The 17,674-nt window shown below is 64.0% G+C and carries 16 protein-coding genes; 2 read left to right on the forward strand and 14 right to left on the reverse strand.

Annotation, left to right across the window (positions count from 1 at the left end; genetic code table 11):
• Positions 1–21 precede the first annotated feature (21 nt).
• From AQZ52_RS17755 to AQZ52_RS17765, 3 genes are all read right to left on the reverse strand, one after another.
• The gene (locus AQZ52_RS17755; protein ID WP_067914379.1) at positions 22–261 is read right to left on the reverse strand and encodes a hypothetical protein; all 240 of its coding nucleotides are present in this window, start codon (positions 259–261) and stop codon (positions 22–24) included.
• 89 nt (positions 262–350) lie between these two features.
• Positions 351–3,287 carry a MobF family relaxase gene (mobF, locus tag AQZ52_RS17760; RefSeq protein ID WP_067914383.1) on the reverse strand — a complete coding sequence of 979 codons (2,937 nt, stop codon included), beginning with the start codon at positions 3,285–3,287 and terminating at the stop codon, positions 351–353.
• A 37-nt stretch (positions 3,288–3,324) separates the two neighbouring features.
• Positions 3,325–5,691: a type IV secretion system DNA-binding domain-containing protein gene (locus AQZ52_RS17765; protein WP_067914386.1), complete on the reverse strand. Its 2,367-nt coding sequence runs from the start codon at positions 5,689–5,691 to the stop codon at positions 3,325–3,327.
• Between the two features lie 774 nt (positions 5,692–6,465).
• On the opposite strand from AQZ52_RS17765, the gene AQZ52_RS18315 reads away from it, so the two are divergent.
• Positions 6,466–6,660, forward strand: a complete 195-nt coding sequence (locus tag AQZ52_RS18315; protein ID WP_082698262.1) for a dsRNA-binding motif domain-containing protein — start codon at positions 6,466–6,468, stop codon at positions 6,658–6,660.
• Between the two features lie 106 nt (positions 6,661–6,766).
• On the opposite strand, the gene AQZ52_RS17775 is transcribed toward AQZ52_RS18315, so the two are convergent.
• Complete coding sequence (locus AQZ52_RS17775; RefSeq protein WP_067914392.1) at positions 6,767–7,003, reverse strand: hypothetical protein; 237 nt, start codon at positions 7,001–7,003, stop codon at positions 6,767–6,769.
• 324 nt (positions 7,004–7,327) lie between these two features.
• On the opposite strand from AQZ52_RS17775, the gene AQZ52_RS17780 reads away from it, so the two are divergent.
• A complete protein-coding gene (locus AQZ52_RS17780; RefSeq protein ID WP_067914435.1) occupies positions 7,328–7,558 on the forward strand; it encodes a DUF6437 family protein in 231 nt (76 codons plus the stop codon).
• A 120-nt stretch (positions 7,559–7,678) separates the two neighbouring features.
• On the opposite strand, the gene AQZ52_RS17785 is transcribed toward AQZ52_RS17780, so the two are convergent.
• The 10 genes from AQZ52_RS17785 to AQZ52_RS18320 all read right to left on the reverse strand — a co-directional run.
• Positions 7,679–8,068: a single-stranded DNA-binding protein gene (locus tag AQZ52_RS17785; protein ID WP_067914395.1), complete on the reverse strand. Its 390-nt coding sequence runs from the start codon at positions 8,066–8,068 to the stop codon at positions 7,679–7,681.
• 551 nt (positions 8,069–8,619) lie between these two features.
• Positions 8,620–8,892, reverse strand: a complete 273-nt coding sequence (locus AQZ52_RS17790; RefSeq protein WP_067914398.1) for a hypothetical protein — start codon at positions 8,890–8,892, stop codon at positions 8,620–8,622.
• Between the two features lie 106 nt (positions 8,893–8,998).
• Positions 8,999–9,955: a DUF2493 domain-containing protein gene (locus AQZ52_RS17795; RefSeq protein ID WP_067914401.1), complete on the reverse strand. Its 957-nt coding sequence runs from the start codon at positions 9,953–9,955 to the stop codon at positions 8,999–9,001.
• Between the two features lie 383 nt (positions 9,956–10,338).
• Positions 10,339–10,761, reverse strand: coding sequence for a hypothetical protein (locus AQZ52_RS17805; protein ID WP_067914407.1), 423 nt, complete (start codon positions 10,759–10,761; stop codon positions 10,339–10,341).
• Between the two features lie 13 nt (positions 10,762–10,774).
• The gene (locus AQZ52_RS17810; RefSeq protein WP_067914410.1) at positions 10,775–11,098 is read right to left on the reverse strand and encodes a zincin-like metallopeptidase domain-containing protein; all 324 of its coding nucleotides are present in this window, start codon (positions 11,096–11,098) and stop codon (positions 10,775–10,777) included.
• Positions 11,095–11,997 carry an ArdC family protein gene (locus AQZ52_RS17815; protein ID WP_067914413.1) on the reverse strand — a complete coding sequence of 301 codons (903 nt, stop codon included), beginning with the start codon at positions 11,995–11,997 and terminating at the stop codon, positions 11,095–11,097. Before AQZ52_RS17815 ends, AQZ52_RS17810 begins: the two co-directional genes overlap by 4 nt.
• A 50-nt stretch (positions 11,998–12,047) precedes the next feature.
• A complete protein-coding gene (locus AQZ52_RS17820) occupies positions 12,048–14,255 on the reverse strand; it encodes an integrase (RefSeq protein WP_067914417.1) in 2,208 nt (735 codons plus the stop codon).
• Positions 14,252–16,039: a hypothetical protein gene (locus AQZ52_RS17825; protein ID WP_067914420.1), complete on the reverse strand. Its 1,788-nt coding sequence runs from the start codon at positions 16,037–16,039 to the stop codon at positions 14,252–14,254. The genes AQZ52_RS17820 and AQZ52_RS17825 overlap by 4 nt, the downstream gene beginning before the upstream one ends.
• Complete coding sequence (locus AQZ52_RS17830; protein ID WP_067914423.1) at positions 16,036–17,385, reverse strand: tyrosine-type recombinase/integrase; 1,350 nt, start codon at positions 17,383–17,385, stop codon at positions 16,036–16,038. The genes AQZ52_RS17825 and AQZ52_RS17830 overlap by 4 nt, the downstream gene beginning before the upstream one ends.
• A 157-nt stretch (positions 17,386–17,542) precedes the next feature.
• On the reverse strand, positions 17,543–17,674 hold a 132-nt coding region (locus tag AQZ52_RS18320), incomplete at its 5' end, for a zincin-like metallopeptidase domain-containing protein (RefSeq protein ID WP_240481778.1).

A 17,674-nucleotide genomic window follows, 5' to 3' on the forward strand; every position in this document is an offset into this window, starting at 1 on the left:
ACACAGCCAAATATCGGCCCTTCAACCGATGGGCGAAAGGTCGCCTGGGAACAGGCAAGACTGATGGCCGCCAGACTGGTAGGCCTCTCCTGAAATCTCGAAACCACGCATCCGCTCGACCAGATGCTGCGCAAGATCCACGCGTGCGCTGCGCTGGGCGCGTGGATCAGCCGCATTCAGCCCGGCCAGAGTAACCTCCGGCGCCATCGCCAGCGCGACCTCCAGATGGGTCAGCAGAATATCATCGGCGATTCGGTTCATGACAACATGAGAACAAATATGGAACATATTGTCAAGATGAGCTGCCAGTCTGCTCGGACCTCGAGTGCGCATCAGTGTCGGCATTGGCGTCAGAGCCCGATCTCGAACGGCTTGATAAGCGAGCGATCGAGCTCGGGCGGTTCTCGCACAGGCATGGCTTCCCTGCTCTCGCTCCGCCCTTTCTCCTGTCCCGTGGCGGCAGCATCCCTGAGCAGACCGACGGTTTCGAGTGCCGAGCGCTTCATGCCTGGATTGCGTTCGACCGCAGCCTCCAGCTTGGCAGCATTGTCGACATAGAGGGTCAGCCCATCGCGTAGACGCGTGACCGTCACGAGAAAGGTCTGCTGGTTCGAGAGGTTGCGCTCACGGCTGTCCATGACCGCGATGCCGCGGTCTGAAGTGAGCCCCTGCGCCATATGGGCGTTGAGTGCATAGGCCAGATCGAGGCGCTGGAGCATCGGGTCACCAGGCTGCAACTGATGCTCGGCGCCGAGCGAGGTTTTCACAGTCACCTGCTTTGCATCGATCGCCACGATCCTGGCCTGGTCGGCATTGAGCAGTCCTCGCTTGTGATCGGTCTCGGTCCAGCGAATGCGGTCGCCAGCATAAAGCTCGAGCGGCTTCACGTCGAATAAGCGCAGGGGATCCATCTCACCTTGCGGCCGAAGTTGCCCTGGCCGGAATTCGAAGCGGCGACCTCGCTCGTTTTCGAGGGTCACGCGCCCCCGCGCCAGGTCGGTTTCCGCGACGCGATATTGCCCCGTATGCAGCCCCTGCCCGCGCTGGCGTCGCTCAACGCTCACAATCATGCCAAACGTATAGGTGCGCGTATAGCGCAGCTCTTCGCGGGTCACATTCACCCGGGACAGCGTGCTCACGCGCAGCGACGAAGGGCCGAGTTCGCCATTGGCCTTGAGACCCGTTTGCACCGCTTCGTTGACCTGGCTGCGCAGCTCTCGGCCCGACGCATAGATCGAAGTGTTCTCGCGCTCGGCGGGCGAACGAGCAAGCCAATCGGCAGCCGCCGCGACCGCAGCGCCGCTGGCAACTTCGATCACTTGCGGACCAAGATGCCGCAAGGCTGCCTCGATATGGCCGCCTTGGGCCGCAAATTGTGCATCGCGCAGGGCCTTGTCCCGCGCCCGTATATTCACGTTCATGATCGCGGTTTCGGCGCCGGCCTGCTGCATGACATCGAATGGTTTGCCCGCGTCGACGGCCCCAAGCTGCTTCTTGTCACCGATGCTGGCAAAACGTCCCAGTTCAAGGACGTTGGCAAGCCGGACCAGCTTTTCCTTGTCGGCATTGCCGACCATCGAGGCCTCGTCGAGCAGCACGACCGTGCCGTGCAACGCCATCCGTGCCTCGGCAAGTTTCGCCGGGTTTGCGCCTTCCAGCAGTTCGCTGTGCTGGCGCAGGAAGCGCGACACGGTCATCGAGGGAATGCCCGTATCGCGCTCCAGCATCTGGACGAGCGTGTTCTGGACCGCGAGACCAAGTACGGCCCTGCCCTGCTCTGCAAGGATGTCGGCGACCGGCTTCAGAACGGTGCTCTTGCCTGCGCCGGCAACGCCCTGGATGGCGACGATCCGGTTGTTGGAGGCGAGCAGCAGCTGGCCCGCAGCTTCCTGCCCAGGGTTCAGGGTCATGCCGTATTTGAGCTGCGAGAGCGCCTGGAGCCGGTCTCCGGCGACCTGTGCAGGCAAGATTGCTGGTGCGGCCCCGCGCCCGTTTTCAACCGCGGCAATGATGCGTTGTTCGAGACCGATGGCATCGCGGGTGGTGACCATGTCGCGATCAGCGCCTTTGCCCTTTACCAGGTGTCCCTGTCGCAGCAATTGATCGACACGCTGTTCGATCGCGGCCATCGAGGTCGGCAGTCCAAACCCGAGTGCCGTGCGATAAATCTCAGTGCGCGAAAAGGCGGCTTCGCGCTCACCCAAATGCCGGATGGCTGAGGCCGCGGCATGAACTGCGGCCACTTGCTCGGCGCTTCGGTTACCCAGGGTGCGCGGGACAAGCGGGTCACCCTGGCGGAGGCCCAGACGTTCAGCAAAAGCAGAAGCAAGCGCGCGTCCCTGATCGACCAGACCGCGCACCGTGCCGACAAATCCCGGCACATTACCAAGGTCGTTTGCCGCGCGCCCGTTGGCTCTGGCGATGACGGCCTTTGGGTCGAACCCAAGCCGTGAGGCAGTTTCTTGCCATTGCTGGGTCAGAGCGCTGCGATCTTCGATTTTGGCTTTATCGGCCCGCGTCATGAGCGTTGCCATGTCGGTGACGCGCGGCCCGCGATGATCCATCTGTGCGACCGCCTCGAGGATCTCGGCGCGCCGGGTGCTGAAGGCCTCGCGTATGGATTTCGGGACACCAACAGCCTCGAAATTGCCGTACTTGCCGACTTCGCCGACCTCGTAGCCGAGCTTCTCGACGGACAGACGAAATCGCGCCATCGTCATCGCATTGAGAAGCGTGTTGTGCTCCCAGAGCTTGTCGTTGCGCAGCGCGCGCCATTTGCCATCAGGCCCCTGGGTGACATTGGCCACGACAGCGTGGAAGTGCGCATTGGGTTCCTGGTTGCGGTTCGTATCGTGCTGGAAAAGGCCGATGACGAGGTTCCCTGTGGCGAGGACGCGCTCCTTGCCTTTGACCTCCATCCGGGTTTCGGCGAGGTTCTTCTCGGCCCAGACCAGGGTCTCCTTCACCGCTGCGGCATAGGCATCGAGGATACGCTTGTCGCCGCCTACGAGCGCGAGGATCGACCAGCTCTTGGGCATCGAGAAAGTAAGATCGGTGCCGGCACGGTGAGCACGGTTGTCGCTACCGACCCTGCTGCCATCGGGGAGCAAACCCTTGAGCACCGCTTCGAACTGCTTGGCATCGACCTTGCCGACGAGCCCCAGCTTTTCGGCCCCCTTTCCCAGCCATTCGCCCGATCGTTCGGCATCGGCACGGGTGTAGTAATTGTCCGCAGCAAAGTAGTTGGCGGCGCCGCCTGCGGTGCGGACATTGGCTACCGAAAGCATGGTCCACCTCGCAAGGGATAGGCGCCGCCAACCATCGTCACATCTCCAGATCGCCGAAGCCCGGGCCATCGTGAGAAGGCGTGTCCTGCTCGGGCACGCCGTCCTCGATCATGAGCTTGCGGGCGTCCGCGACATTTTGACGAGCGGCAGATTTGTCGGGCTTCTGAACCAGGTTCGCCTGATCCTTGGCGGCAGGTGCATCGGTCCGGCGCGCTTCGTGTTTGCCCTTTGCGGGATCATCCTCAGAAGGCTTATCGCCGCCGCGCAGGACAGCGTCTTTGGGGAGTGAGACGGATCCACGTCCCCGGCCCGGCGATGCCTTCGCGGCTTTCGCTTGCTTGCCCGCTGTTCCTGCCGGTGGCTTGTCCGCCTCCTCGGGAAGGCTCTTTCCGGCAACAGGCTCCTGCCGTTCGGGCAAGCCGGATTTGTCGTCAGGCCCACGCTGCGTGAGCGAAAGTTCTCCTTGCTTTGGGACGACCGGTTTGCCCGCTCCGTCATCATTGGACCCGGGATGAGCGGAGGGGTCAGTGGCAGTCGAGGCTGGTGCCGGGCGTTCGGTATCGGCTTTGACCGGCACCCGACGCAAAGGCGGATCCTTGGCGCGGCCGATGAAAGTTTCCGCGACTTTTGGACGGGTGACCGGCTTCAGCTTGATCGGGGCCGCCGGGAAGCCATCCGGGAATTTGATGTAGCCTGACAGGCGCGACAGGTTCATCAACTGGTCTGGCAAGAGCAGTGGTTCGATGTGCTTGCGCGGCGTCAGGCTGACCGCATCGCGGGCATTGTTGTACCCGTAAGTGTAGCCTTCATCCATGTCGCGGACCTGCCGATGGCCGATGAAGTCCGAGCACCATGTCGCGGTCTCGCGGTCTGCCGTGCCGAGGATCAGTTTGGTCCGGGCGAGCGATGACAGGGTCATCGCCATGTTGTCGCCATAGACCTCCTTGAGCTTGGCATAGGCATGGATCCCGGTAACGATCGCACCGCCAAAATTGCGGGCAGTCTGGAGCCCCTTTTCAAGGGCTGGCAGCCGGTGCAACGCGCCGAGTTCATCGATGAAGAACCAGAACCGCAGGTCGCGAGTTCGCGGCCTCGTCATGAGCGTGTTCATTGCCGTATCGAGCCACAGCGTGAGCAGCTGCGCGCAAACGCTCATGTCCACATAGCGCGCCGATATGAACACGGCCGAGCCTTTGCCTTGCCTTCCATCGTCGTCGTCTTCGATCCAATGCCGGACAGAAAACGGCTTGCCCGACGCTGGCAACAGCTTGAGGGCCTTGGCGTTGACGTTGAACACGGCGCGGATCGATTCCGCCATGCGTGCGGCTTCCGGCGCGGTCAGCGGATCGGCGATCGTGCCGCGCATCATGGCATGGACCTCCGACAGGTCGGCGGTCATCAGCTTCTTGGCCAGCGCTTCGTTGGTGCCGTTGCCATCGGCGATCAGTTTGAGGCAAAATTCCACAAACAGCGCGCGCGCTGCGATGACCCAGAACTGCGCCTCGCCTCCCCCGTCGTGGGGAACAAGCGCTTCAGCCGCTGCCCAGAATTCGCCTTCGCTCCGGCATTCATCGAACAGGCTCCACCTCGGGCAGCGCGCATCGAGCGGATTGAGAATGACGTCGCGGCTGCTGTCATAGAAATGCTCGATAAAGGCGCCGGTGAGATCGAAGATAACGATGCGCTGCCGCCGCGCACGCGCCTCGGCGATCATGTCCGACATGGCGACCGTCTTGCCCATGCCGGTCGTACCGATCAGCATCGCGTGGCTTTGCTCAAGCCGCCAGGGATAGGAGACCGTAGCCAGATGCGAGGGCTTGTACGGAAACGCGCTGGCCAGTTCGCCGGGGGTGCACAGCCGCCATTTCCAACCCAGCACAGCCGACAATTCGCGGGACCGCTCCGCCCGATTGTGGGTATGGAGTTCATCGACCAGTTCGGGAAGCGTGACGAGCATTGCGCCGCGCTCATGCTTGCGCTCCTTGGAGCGGCGACCGAAGCGCGCCGCAAACCAGTAGAAGACCACGAAGGCAGGTACGAGCAACAGAGCCGAGCGCAAGAGAGCATTGCCCAGCAGGCCCAGCATATGGTCCCACGCCCGGACCACGGGCGGAAAGGTTTCGAGCAACCGGATGGGGAACTGGACCATGCCGCCGAAGGCCGTTTTGAGCTCGACCTCCGTGGCTGGATCGAACTCCATGAAGGCATAGATCTGCCCATAGACACGCATCCAGACCAGATAGACTTCATGGTCGCTGAGCCCGGCTGAAAGCGTCCACCAGGTCGTCCAAGAAATCACTAGCAGTGCGACAATGAGCGGTCCCTTGAGACCGGCGGCAAACATGAAGCTGAAATGGCCAAGAAGCTGGCTGCCGCGGGTGAAATTGACGAGGTTACGCTTCATTGGAACCTCCCTCGTCGGTGGCGGCAACCAGTCCCAGTTCTTTGCACTTGCGGGCGTAGGCCTGATGGGCGCGTTCGCGCAGACGGTTGTCCGGATGCCCTGCCAGGAGGGCATCGACGCCGACCATGATGAAGACCGATTGGCGCGCCATTCGTTCGACTTTGGTGTCGACGCGCGAGACGAGATCATCGTCGTCGCAGGCGCGCATCAGCAGCGATCTGATCCATTCGCTAAGGCTGAGGTCGCGGCGCACGGCAGCTGCACGCACGCGCGCAGCAAGGTCATCAGAAACGTGAACCTGTAGAGATTTTGGCCGTGTCATTTCCACGGACTCCTTGATTGCGGAGCCTGGATTCACACTGCGAAAGGCGAGTATGGGTTAACCCAGATTTGAGAACATGTCAAGAACATCGTAAAGTCGCAGAACTGCGAGGTTCCTGGAGGTGCGCATGCAAATCCGATTGGCTGTTTCGCGGCTATCCATTTTTAAATGGAAAGCTGCCATTTGCTCACTTTTGCCATATCCAATTGATATTGCAACAATATCTCCTGATTTCCCGTGCGAGATCTCGCGTAGGGTGTGCCCCTTCGTTCCTAGCTTTGGAGGATGAGTCCAAGCCTTGAACCTGCATCTCTTCGGAGGATTTGGACCCAATACCGGTCGGATCAAAGGATGGCAATCCTGCGCCCGGAACCGGAAGATATTGGTATGGCAAAAACTGCGCCAGTATCTATATTCGCGCGGCAAATGGGGGACCGCGAGGGGACCAGACTATGTCCAGCGTCACATTGAGCGCAACGCCAAAAGGGAACGGGTTTCAGGCGACCGTGACCTTTGCAAACGGTGTCTCGATCAGTTCTGCCGAGGCGTTTCCAACGAAGTCCGAAGCCATTTCCGCAGCGGCGTTGAAGTTGCTCGGCATGCCAGAACGCCTTGAGGGTATGGACGCTCCGGATGAAACGGAATGACAGCTGCCCCGTCCCTGACTGCCGGGCAAGTCAGCGACCGCAGCTAAGGGAGTCGAGCAAAAAGAAAGGAGGAAGCCCGGTGCGGACTTCCTCCTCTTGTACCTGATTAGAATTCGTCGTTGAGCTTGCCGGGCACCGTATCGATGACCCGGTCAAGCAGCCCCGCCGGCAGTGCGCCGTAATCCCCCTCGTCGACCGTGATGTAACCGGCCTTGGCATCGATCAGAACGTACTGGGTGAAGTAGCTGTGAAAGGACCGGGCATGGGCCTGATCCAGTGCGGCAACAAAGGCTGCCTGATCGGCCTGGAAACCGCCCTGCGCGATGTTCAATGAAGCGTACATATCTAACCTCCTGAGTTTCGATGCTTCGCATCAGGAGATCGAAGGATGTGGGCGACGGGCCGGGTCAGGGACCGCGCTCCGCGCGGCCGCGAAGCGGCGATGGGGGCAACGATTTTTTCCGGGCTTGCCCGGCAAAAATGGTGGGGCCCCGTCGTCCTTGACGCGGCCCCAAAGCACGCATCAGACTTGAAGTCTCTGCGAGAGAGACCTCTCCAACGCCTGCGAGCCCGAACCGCAGCATGCCCCACAAACCGTTTTCCTACACGCCGTCCCGGTGGCAGAAACGTCCGCGGAGGGGACCAATGGCCAACGAAAGGAACCATGATGGCCAGGTCCAAAGCGAGCGCACGCGATGCGCTCATGAAAGTGCAACGTCAGCGCGAGGAACTCGCTGCCGAAGAAGCCAGGTTGCGTGAAAGCGCGGCTGCCGAGCTTGGCAAGGTCATGCTCGACTGCGGCGCTGAAGCCATCGAGCCGTCACAACTCCGGCGGCTCATGGTGTCTGTCCAGAAGCTTGGGCTCGATGAGACCCTGAAGCGGATTTCGCGGGCATAAACATCGTTCCTGCGGCGGCGCGCGGGGCTCGATGCCCCCGCGCCGCCGATTGCTGCCCAAACACAAAGAAGGCCCCGACAGGTTGCTCTGCCGGGGCCTTGTTCGAGAGGGGTGAGGGGTTCAATCCTCGTCGATGTCGGGAGCGCTTTCGCCGGAGGTCCCGCGGCCCTTGGTCAAGAAATCGACCTTGTCGGCGATGATCTCGCAGCCGTAGCGCTTGGTGCCGTCCTGGTCTTCCCACTGGGTGTAGTGGATGCGCCCTTCGACCGTGACCAGCTGGCCCTTGCTGCAGAACTTGGCCACGTTCTGGCCTAGGCCATTGAAGCAGGTGATCCGGTGGAACTCGCTGTCCTTCGCGGTGTAGCCGTTCTCGTCCTTGTAGGTCTTCCCGTCCTTGCGGGCGGGCCGGTCGGTGACGACCGAGAGGCTGGTGATGCTGGTTCCGCCGGTGGTGGTGCGGGTTTCGGGATCGCGGGCGATGCGGCCGACGAGGATAACGAGATTGGTCATGGGTTTTCTCCTGAACGCGCAGGTCCGGGGCCATCCCGGCTGCGAACTGACCGTCAGAAGGGGGCGGCAGACGTTCGCACAGGACGGCGCCAAGGGCGACGGGAGGGGAACCTCGATCAGGACGGGTGGAGCGGGCAGCCCGTTGCGAAGCCGGGCAACACGGCCGGACCGGATCGGGGTTGCGAGGGGCTGACGGCGCCTTCAGGGAGGGGTTCGCGAAGAGCCGGATGGCCCCGGGCTTAAGCCGATCAGGTGTCCCGCCATTTCGTGGCATTACGCGGCTGTGCTTGTTCTCGAACTTGCCCCCCGTCGGACCTAGCCGAATGCCTCGGACATGCATCCGGCACCCGCTACAGACATCGGACCTATTACAGAACGTGATCACTGCCTTGCGGGGCTGCCGGTCATTTCAATGGCCCTTCCGGTAGTTGCCATTTCAGCATTAGGGCAACCAACGATCGGCTGGGCGGCCCTCTCCTTGAGGGATTTCAAGGCAGCATGAATTGGTCGGCCGGAACATCGGGCTGAGAGGAGGTCGGCCCGCCTGGGCATCAATCGTCCGAGCGATCAGCTGCTTCGCGAACTATCGCCGCATGCATATCCTCGACCGACAATGCGGGCCCCACATGGCGCAAGGAGCCGAACAGGGTATCGATAGCGGAGGGAGCAAAGGCAAACGTCTGTTTGAGGAGAAGGCCGCCGCGCGCATATTCGATCGTGAGGCGCGTTCCAGGTACCCACCCCAACGCGTCGCAGATCGCATTGGACAATATGATATGCCCTTCCTTCGATACAAAGGCGGCCGGCTGGATGGGATCGCTCACGGCGCGAACTCCGACTGAAACTATGGCCAAAGATCGGCCTTTAGACGCACGTCGGCAAGCGCAGATTGCCAGCGCCCATGAGGACGCTGGCAATATGGAAGATCGGTCAGCCCGGCCCTCCGTTGGCTGGCGCTTTGGGGCACGTACCCAGCGGCCCGCGCCGGTCGACCACGGTAACCCGGCGCGCCTTGGCGTCGATCACGAGGCGTTCGAGAACGCCGTTGCCGGGGAACGCGACAACGTAGCGCGGATCAAGACTGAGCATGCGCTCGTTGCGATGGAACCCCGCGCGGCTCCCGAGCCGCAAGTCGAGCGCGAAGACCACCTGCGGGACCTTATGCCGTTCGGCCCATGAGGACGCGAGGCGGTCGACGCCCTTGGTGTCGCCGCCATGGACGAGGACCATGTCGGGAACCCTGTCCCGAACCTTGTCGAGCGTGGCCCAGATGTTGTTCGCAAACGTGAGCCCTTCGGCTTCAGTGCCGGGCTTCATGCGCCCACCCGCGAACACGACAGGCATGCCCTCGGGCATCGCCGCGCGGCGCTTTGCCTCGGCGCGGGCGCGCAGGAAATCGCGGCCCTGAACCAGCGCAGAGGTAAAGCTTGCCCCGTGGTTGAACCGCGAACTCGATACTGGCTTCCAGGACGAGCCGAACTCGTTGAGATAGAGGGCAGCGGCAATCTCGCGCATGCCTTCGAAGGCCAGCATGGCCTGCTCGGCGCACTGTGCGCGCTCAACCTGGTTTTCAAGATCATGGGTGTGGACTTCGGAGCCATCGCCGCTCGCCACGAGCGCGCGGACCTCGTCGGTCGCCCGGTCCAGAGCGCCGGACTTGCGCTCTGCGGCGCGGTGGAAGATGTTGACGAAGGCCCAACCGAGGTCCTCGGCATCGGCCTCGAGCGCGGTGCCGGTCACCATCGCAAAGACGTCGGACCAGACCGCCTCGAGCGTTTGGGAAGCCGCTTCGTTCGACGGAAAGTCGGTCATGGAAAGCGGCGCAGGGCCAATCGAGAAGCCGGATAGATCGAGCCCGGAAAGCTGGTCGGCGAAAGATGTGTGCATGGGAACCTCCTGACAGTTGCGAGACCGGCGAGGAGGATCATGGCCCTGCTGCCGGCGAGAGCCCGTCAGGGCCGGTCAAGGCTCGCACTGCACGCCCCAAAAGGGGCGGAAACCCCCTTCGGCAGGCTGGCGCGGGCAGGCGCGCTGCAGGCGCGCCAACACGGGCCTGACGAAGGCGGGTTGCAGGGCGAGGCGACCGGCCCAGGGCCTCTCTCGCCGCGGCAGCAGGGCATGATCATAGCAAACTTCGACATACTCAGATGGGCTGACAGAGAGCTCATCGCTGGGGTGCTTGCCGGCTTGTTGCAGACGAAGACCAAGGCATCAGCCTCAAGCGCGCATCGCCCCGTCGATCGAAGGCATGGCTGTGCAACCCGGCGGACTTAGGCCGCCCGTTTGCGGTAGACGCCCTCCCCGTTCGACATGTGACCGAGGCAGTCGTAGTCACCGAACAGCGCATCAAAGCGCGGCGCAATCTGCGCCAGCCAGCGGCGGGCCCGCCCGGTTCGGGGATGCCGCCAATCATTCTCCCAGTAACGTCCATCCTCGCGCTCGGCCATCCACACGGCGACGAGACTGCCGTAGATCGACATCCCGAAATCCGCATAGGCATTGCGCAGGAGGATACGGTCCTCGCGGCCGCGCCAACCTTGCTGGGGCTCCAGCGACGGAAACGCGGCCCTCGCGCGTTCGACAAGGTCATCGCGCAGCCATTCGAGTTCGAAGTCCCAGTCGCCGTCATCGTCGATGTCGAGCACTTGGAATGCGACAACGGCCCCTGCGGGGTAGCTGACAGAACGTCCCATCGCACCACTCCCCTCATGCGGCCTGCGCGTCGGCGGTGTCGTCGCCGAGCGCATCGCTGCTGTCGTCGCTGTCGTCGCTGTCGCCAGCGAAGGTGGTGCGACCGCCAAGCTTCAGCAGCAGACTGGCCGCTTCCTCGGCCCGCGCCGCTGCGGTCAGGATCGCGCGGTCGTCGTCCTTCAGCAATTTGAGCCAGTGCTCGATGTAGCTGGCATGACTGTCGAGATGCGCCACCGGAAGGCCAAGCTCGGCCCCAAGTATCGCGCTCGACAGCTCGGCAACATATCCTGACAGTCCAGCCCAAAGTGACGTTTCGGCGTTTCGAAGGAGCACTTTCATGCGGCCAGCTCCTGCGCCTGAGGCTGCTGTATCCACATCCAGTCCGCTGCCTGCTGGGCTTTGCTCGCGGCGGTGAAGATCGCGCGCGGATCGTCTTTCAACACCTTGAGCCAGGATGCGATGTACGCGGCATGGTCGGGGCGTGGATGATGGGCGATGCCGAGATCGGCGAGGATCAGCCCGCTCAGAATCTCGACGCAGCATTCCTCTGCCGCATAGGACGCCGATCCGAACCGGCCAGACAGATCGCGATCGAGTCGATGCTTGGCCCCTGACGCATGGCCGGTCTCGTGCAGCCAGACCCCGTAAAACGAAGCCGGGTCCCTGAAACAGTCAAAGGGTGGCATGTGGACGCTGTCGGTTGAGGGCCGATAGTACGCCTCCGATCCTTCAAAGGTCGTGGCAATGCCCAAGTTGGTGATGAAATCCTCGGCGTGAGCATGGCGATCGGCTTCGGGCAGCGTTGCTACCGGGGCCGGCGCGAACCCGTCGACCTGCGCGACGTTGAAAACCGAAAAGGCTCGCGCGAACATCCTCTTGCGGCCGCTTCCGTCATCTTCAAGCGCGTCGCCGCCGTCGGACTCGAACTGCTTCCAGAACACGACAGTCGTCGCCCGCTCGCCCTTGCGGACCTGAGCGCCGACTGCTGCCCACTGCCGATAGGTGCCCCACAAGCCATCGGCATAGCCACCGTTCATAGCCGCAACCCAGAGCGCGACCGTGTTGATGCCACGGTACCTTTTGCCCGAGCCCAGGTTGGACGGACGCGCAATGCTGGTGCCGTTGTGGTGCCAGGGAGCGCGCCAATCTCCCGGACCATGTTCGATCGCGGCGATGATCTCCTCGGTTATGCGGACGTAGACGTCGGCGCGCGCGGCCGATGCGGAAGAGCGGAACATGGCGGATCTCCATGATGGGCGAAGCGGGGCTCTCCCGCTCCTTCACTCCCTCACTCGATCCGAGCCCCCTCTTCCTCTGCCGCCGACTCCGGCGGCAACGCGCCATCGGGCGCAATCTGGGCCAGCACGGCCTTGATCCGGCGAAGATCCTGTTCAAGAGCAATACGCTGCAATCCAGACAGGCGCTTCTCGCGCAGCAACGTCCGCGCCTCGCCAGCGCCGCGCTCCCATGCCAGCCTGTGGTGGACGGTGATGCAGGCGTTGGGGCAGCGGGTCGGCTCGCACAGGGCGGTGAGCGGCTGCCTGGGATCGGGGGTGGTCACACGCTTGAGACAGAGTGCTGTCGCGGGATCGAAGAAGCAATCCGCGAGCGGACCGACATGGAGGGTGCGCGCAACGCTAGCTAGCATGACCCGTAGCCGGGACCGATCGGCGATCATGGCAGGCAACGGCCCGAGCTGAACAGCCGTATCGTCGAGTGTCCGCGCGATGCGCGGTCCCGCCGGACCGCCAAGCAATGCGCCGCCCTGCCTCCGGTCGAAATAGTCCAGCAGGTCGTCGAGCTGGCCGAGCCGACGCTGCGCCTCGACCTCGGCGCGGAACCCCGATGCGCTGGTCCCGGCATAGCCCTCGAAAGCGGCGACCGAGGCGTGCTTATACTGGATCATGCCGGCAACAGTGCCGAACGGACGGTTGGCGATATGCCACGCGATAGTGCGCCGAAACTGCCGCGTCGTGATGCGCCACGGCTCGCCATTGGGCCCGGGCGGGATGACAGGCACATCGGGACTGCTGAAGGCGGCGTTGAGATGATCACGGAAGGCGTTGAGCTGGCGGACCACCTCGCTCGACAGATGCGTCTTGGTGACGCTGCTTGGGCGTAGCACCGGCCAGAGCGTATCGCTGCCACTGGAGCGTGCCGGTCTTGCCGACAGGCGTTCGAGTACTGCGACCGCGTCTGCGACCGGCTCAATCGTCACCCAGCTCGCCGCCTCCCCCATGGTCGACCGACGCTTGTAGATGGTCGATCGGATGCGATGCCGCTCGATCAGGCCATCCTCGCTGCGCACGACCGACAGGCAACCGCGCTGCATCGCCTGCACCTCGCAGTCGCGCATGCCAGTCAGATAGGCACACACTATATAGGCGGCGGCCTGGAGCATCCGTTCTTCGTGCGCGAGAGACTTCGCATCGAAGCGGGGGCGCCATGGCCGCCCGCTCTCGGGATCGATCGAAATCGGCGTATCCATCCCGCCGACCTCCACCCCCAGTTCGGCTGCCGCGGCTCCGATCAGCTTCGGCTCGCCGCCAGTCAGCATGAGATGCGCGTGCCGCTGCCCCCGCACATCGATTCCGGCATGAAGATGAAGAAGGTGGGCGTTTATCGGTGGGGTAACTGTGCCGGTGTGGGAATCGATCCGCACCTTGCCGTTGTGAGCGGTGCCCCAGATCGGCAATCCGCGCCCCTCGCGACGGAGGCGATCGAAAAAGGCTTTGAGCCGGGCGCGGCGAAGTTGCTGGCGATCAGTCTCTGAAAGGTTGGAATCGGCGGCGACAAGGCGATCACGACGTGCTTCGAGCCGTTCAAGCTCGCGACGGGCTGCAAAGATATCGGGCGCGAACACGGTGATGTAGCGCAATGACCAGGCTAGCAGCGGGGTAATGACTTCCTCTGGCATGCGCGGCGTGAGGTTCTCGCGCGCATGCCGGTATCCCGCGACGCGTCCGGGCGATTGCCCGGCCCAGGGCTCGAAACCGATGCCGCCACCAGACAGGTGCTCCCGATAGTGATAGAGATCGCAGACCACTTCGAGAAGATGGCCAACGATGACGGGTTGTCGGGCCGGATCGGCACGAAGGTGCCGGGCATAGGCATCGGCCAAAGCCTGATCGACGCGGCCAAGGTCGAGCCGTCCGAGCCGTTCACGCGCGAAGGCGAAGAACCGGCGTGCGCGGTTGAATGCCTGCCGGATACTCGCCGGCGGCAACTTGGAACGGAAGCCGGGAAGATCGACGTTGAGGCGCACATAAAGATAGGCACGCATCGCCGCCTGCACATCGGCGTGTTCGAGCACGTCGAAATGCACGGTGACATGGCAGCGCCGGGCGTTCTCGCGGAAGACGGCGGGACCGAGGTCCCAGCTCGGGTCGCCGACACGCGACAGCGCTTCGCGGGCCTGGCCCGCCTTGAGCGGCGCGGTCGCCAGCACGGGCCTATCATCGAACGCGGGTGCGCGAGCATGGGCGGGCGTCATCATGCACGAGCCTCCGGCGGCAGATAGAGCCGCTCGCCCTCCATCTGCCGACGCGCCTCTGCGACAATGGCATCGGAGAAGGCCGGCAGGATCTGGGTGGCAATGCGGGCGTGGACGCGACCGAACTTGGCCGCCCAGTCGCTCGGCGGCAGGCTCCGTCGCTGCTCTCCGACGAACGCTAGGAAGGCGAGGATCGCGGGGAGCTTGCGCGCGGTGATGACGGCGTTGGAGCAGTTGAGGCAACCCCAGAAGGGCTGCGCGCAGGGTGATCCGGCCTCAGCGAAGGGGCTACTATGGAAGCCCGCGCAGGCGGCGAGCCAGACATCCTGTTCGCCGTCAAGCAACGGCCCCACCGTATCCGGCGGCATCAGCAGCGCGGCCTGTTCGGGCGCTTCGCGCAGCGCCTGCTCGGCCGTGGGCGCAAGAACGGTCGGCATCGCGGCGGCGACGGCTTCGCGAAAGGCATCGGCGATGGCCGCCTCGTGCAGGGGCCGGAGCGACGGCAGATCGGCATAGTGGCGCGCCGCGACCTCGCGGGAGTGGCCGACCGCAAAGCGGGCCAAATGCCCTTCGGTCTTGGTGTACCACAACGCCTTGTGGGTCTTGCGGAGCCGGGAAAGTAGCAGATGGAGTGGCTTCTCGTCATCGTCGACGATGCCGTGGCGGCGAGCCCAAGCGGGGAGTTGATACTTGAGGTCAATGATACCGGCACGAAGGCCGCCGACGTTGTGATAAACCCAAAGATAATCGCCGGGCAGGTGCTCGCGGGCGGCCGCAGTGACGCCGATCAGGCGGCGGATCAGCCCACCGGGCGTCCCGCCGCCACCGTCGCGGACGCGCATGCTCTTGTGCTCGGCGCCGCGAGCGCGGCGCTTCAGATAGCGCAGCTCCACCGTGCCGGCATGGGCGTTGGTCAGACAGTCCTCGGTCAGCGTCTTCAGGCACTCGGGCTCGAGACCGGTATCGAGTGTGAGCAGCACGAGCAGCGCTGGCAGATCGCGCGCGAGCAGATGGCGCCGGCCATGCAGGTCATCGATCAGCGTGCTGATCGGCAATCCGCGCCGCAATCGCATGCAATAGAGGCTCTTCAGCGCGGGCTGGTCTGCGGCAACAAAGCCCTGCCGCGCGATGATCGCTTCGACATCGGCGCGCGCCCTGGCGATGACCGGGTCGCCCTCATCGATGCGGTCATCGGTGCCGAGACGACGAAACATCGCGTCGATATCAACCCTCGCGGCGTCGCGCAGCGCGCGGGCGACAAACGGGCTGTAAGCATCGCGCGGGGTCGAGCGGCCCGCCGAAGTGGCCAGCGTATAGCGCAGCCGCTCATGCAGGTCGGGCGCGATCCGATCGGGCCGGTCTGCCTCGATCGCGCGCAGTGTGTTGATGACCTTGCTGACCGTTATGTGCCGGTGGATCGGCCTCATCCCACGCCGTCCGAGCGCGGATGCGAAGCCATCGATATGGGCTGCGCGCAGGTCGCTGACGCCGGCCACCTTCGGCGCCTCATCGCCGAGCCAGGCGAAGAAGTGACGATAGACCTGAACATACTGCTTGATGACGCTGGCCGCACCGATCGATCCCCCGAGCGCGGCCGACCGGCGTAGCGCACCGGCAAAGGCGATGGTGAGCGGGCGAGGATCGAGCGCGGTCATATCGACCAGGACCGTCCCGCCATGCCTTGCCTCGATGGCGAACTTGAGGCCGAGCACCGGATCGGGCTGCGGGCGCTCCGGCGTGATGGGCGCGAAGGCGACGGGTCGGCCCTTGCGGGGACGCTCGTTCATGCGCCCCGCGGTCCCGGCAACAGCGCCAGCAGCTGCTCGACGGCCGCATCCACCGTATCGGCGCGGGTCACGATATGGTCGAGGTAGATATAGGTGGTGGCGAGGCTCGCGTGGCCGAGAAGGCGTTGCACCTGTTGCTGCGGGTCGCCCAGGATCAGCCGATAGCTCTCCACCGGACCCGCCGGCAACACGGCCTCGCGCAGTCGCTGCTGGATCAGCAAGGCGAGCATATGGACTGCGAAGGTGTGGCGAAGCTGGTGCGGGCTGATCGACAGCGAAAAGCCGTTCTCCGCACACCGGTTGCAGGCGCGGGTGAAGATCACCTCCCACGAGTTGGGGCGGATAGGTTGCCCGACCTCAGTCAGCCATAGCGCCGCCGGCTCGCGGGGCGTTCCATCCTCGTCGCACAGGATCAGGCGGCATCGTTCCTCCGGGGTGCAGACGTCGCGCATGCGGTCGAAACCGGCGCGGGTGACAGGGATCGGTCGCTCGAATCTGGCCACGCCATCGCGCGCGGCGAACTTGGCCACGCCCGTAGCCCGCTCGACGGCGACATAGGCGGCAATCTGACGAAGCAGCCGGCGCGGGACCAGGACGCTGCGTCCGCGGTCGCCCTTGGTGAGCGGCGGCGGCAGGCGCATCCAAAGCTGCGCCGCCTGACCATCGTCGTGGTCGATGGCCGCAAGTTCATCGGCGAGCAGGCCCGACGCCTCTTCGAGACGTAGGCCAGTGGTGACGAGAAGATCGGCGAACAGCGCATTGCGCAGCCCGTTGCGATCGCGAGCACCGGGGCGTTCCGTGCCGTCAGGGGCGAGGCCGCGCAGGCCAACCTCGTGGAAAATGCGGTAGTCGTCCATCGTGACAAACCGCACGTCCGATCGTCTGGCGACGCGCTCATAGGCGTCGTTGCGCGCCGCGATCAGGCCTCGACGGCCACCCTGCGCCGGTCGCCACACAGCGCGGCGGCTGAACGGTGCCTCGACGATCAGCCCCTGTTGCTCGCCCCAGCGGTAGAGACGATCGAGGCTGGCGACGGCCCTGTTCCAGCTTGCCGCCGTGATCCGGTGATCGGTCTCGTTGCGGCGTCGCTCACGATGATAGGCGTCGACATCGTCGCGGGTCGCAGCCCACACCGTCTTACCGCAGGCATCGAGGAAGCGAAGCCAAACCGCGACATCATAGGCGTAGGCGCGAAGCGAGTGGCGGGAGCGGATGCCCGACAGAGGCAGGTCGAGAAAGAAGCGATCGAGATCGGAATCATATAGCGCATCGTCCCGCAGGATCAGCGGCACATTCGCGTCGGGCCCCTTGGCGTTACGCCGCTCGCATACGGAAATGATCGTCATCAGCGCGAAACCCTCCCCCGGACCCCCTCCCGGAAACTGACCTTCGCACCGTCGCGCCTTGCGGCCCGGCAGCTATCAGACTGGCCTTCGCCAGCTCTTTGGTCAGCGCTACGGCCAGCCTGATAACTGCCTACCGTGGGCGTCCATCACCGCGAGCTTACTGCAAGGTGGCGAGCGGTGCAGACTGTCCAGATAAGGCGATCAGCTCTTCGGCGGCATAGGCCGCGCTGCCGAACCGGTTCTTGAGATCGCGGGCCAGACGGCTGTGGTGCCCGGTCCAGTGCGACAT

This window comes from Novosphingobium fuchskuhlense (assembly GCF_001519075.1).
Classification (GTDB): domain Bacteria; phylum Pseudomonadota; class Alphaproteobacteria; order Sphingomonadales; family Sphingomonadaceae; genus Novosphingobium; species Novosphingobium fuchskuhlense.